The sequence below is a fragment of the Streptomyces sp. M-16 genome (genome assembly GCF_052114405.1).
Classification (GTDB): domain Bacteria; phylum Actinomycetota; class Actinomycetes; order Streptomycetales; family Streptomycetaceae; genus Streptomyces.
On sequence record NZ_JBFRER010000298.1, the window covers coordinates 1 to 1630 of the forward strand.

At 69.6% G+C, this 1630-nt stretch carries 1 protein-coding gene and 1 pseudogene; both read right to left on the bottom strand.

The annotated features are described in order from the left end of the window. Nucleotides 1-744: FG-GAP repeat domain-containing protein (locus AB4039_RS42200; protein WP_442273304.1), on the bottom strand; the 744-nt coding region annotated here is incomplete at its 3' end. 140 nt (nt 745-884) lie between these two features. After that, a pseudogene (locus tag AB4039_RS42205) lies at nt 885-1412 on the bottom strand (trypsin-like serine protease); the annotation flags it as partial. Nucleotides 1413-1630 lie beyond the last annotated feature (218 nt).

Below are 1630 nucleotides of genomic sequence, written 5' to 3' on the forward strand. Positions count from 1 at the left end.
CTTGCCGTCACCGTTGAGGTCACCGGACATGACCTTGACGTTCGGCGTGGCGGCCCAGCCACCCCAGTCCATACCGGGAGCATTGCAGGAGACGTTGAAGCTGCCGTCGCCCTTGGACATCGCGACGGGCAGGCAGGTCCAGTCCGGGCCGCCGGTGAGGGCGAGGTCGGTCTTGCCGTCACCGTTGAGGTCACCGGACATGACCTTGACGTTCGGCGTGGCGGCCCAGCCACCCCAGTCCATACCGGGAGCATTGCAGGAGACGTTGAAGCTGCCGTCGCCCTTCGACATCGCGACGGGCAGGCAGGTCCAGCCCTGGCCGCCGGTGAGGGCGAGGTCGGACTTGCCGTCACCGTTGAGGTCACCGGAGACGACCTTCACACCGCCCTCAGCCGCCCAGCCACCCCAGTCCATGCCGGGAGCATTGCAGGAGACGTTGAACGTGGCGTCGCCCTTGGACATCGCGACGGGCAGGCAGGTCCAGTCTGCCCCGCCGGTCAGGAGAAGATCCGACTTGCCATCGCCGTTGAAGTCGCCCTTGACGACCTTCACGTTCGGCGTCGCGGCCCAGCCACCCCAGTCCATGCCGGGAGCATTGCAGGAGACGTTGAACGTGGCGTCGCCCTTGGACATCGCCACCGGCAGGCAGGTCCAGTCTGCCCCGCCGGTGAGGGCGAGGTCGGTCTTCCCGTCACCGTTGAAGTCGCTGGACGTCGCCGGAGCGCGGTAGGTCGTGGTCCTGATCCATTGGGTGAGGTCGTCGGTGCGGGTGGAGGTGGCGCCCGTGCGGGTCTCGGTCGCGGGGGTGCCGAGGCAGCCGCCCTGCCAGGAGCGGGAGTTGACGGCGGTGAGCTGGCCGGAGGCGTTGAGGAGCGGTCCGCCGGTGTCGCCCCGTACCCGGCCGCGGTGAGCTCGGTGTTCGCGGCCGGTGCGGTAGTTGCCAGGGGGGCCGGCTTGATGGTGGTGACGGCGGTGGCCAGCCGGACCAGGGCCGCGTCACGGTCGTCGCGCGGGGTGATCTCGGTGATCTCGACGGTCTTGCCGTCGCTGAGCGTCGCGGTGGTCTTCAGGGCCGGCTTGCCCGCCGGGACCGGCGTACCGGGCGTGGCCGCGAAACAGCTCGCGGCCGTCAGCACCCAGAGGGGGTCGACCAGTGTGCCCGTACACGCACGGGAGTTGGCCTCATCGCCGAGGTTGAGCTTCACGACGTTCGGGAGCTGGCCGGCGGCGGCCTCGGGGCCGGCCACCGCCAGAGCGGGAGTGGCCGGAACGGCGAGGCCCACCGACATCACGGCGGCGGCGGCCAACAGGCCGGAGATCCGCGCGGCGCGCGGAAGGGATGCAGACATGCTTCTTCCTTCGGCATTGAAGCGCGGGCATGCGGGAACGTGCACACACATGCCAGGGCGCATGCCGGCCCGCTCGGGCCGGAGGGGTCAAGGGAATGGCGTGGTGCGGGCGGAGCGGCGTGGGCGGTTCCCCTGCTACTTGGTGGTGCGGATTTCCATGAGCATGAAGTCGCGGCCCTGCTCGTCGGCGCTCTCGCCGACCGGCGTCCAGGCGTTCTTGTTCACGTCGAACTTCTTCTGCTCGGTACCCGTGGTCATGTCGACCTGGGCCGAGTAGCTGT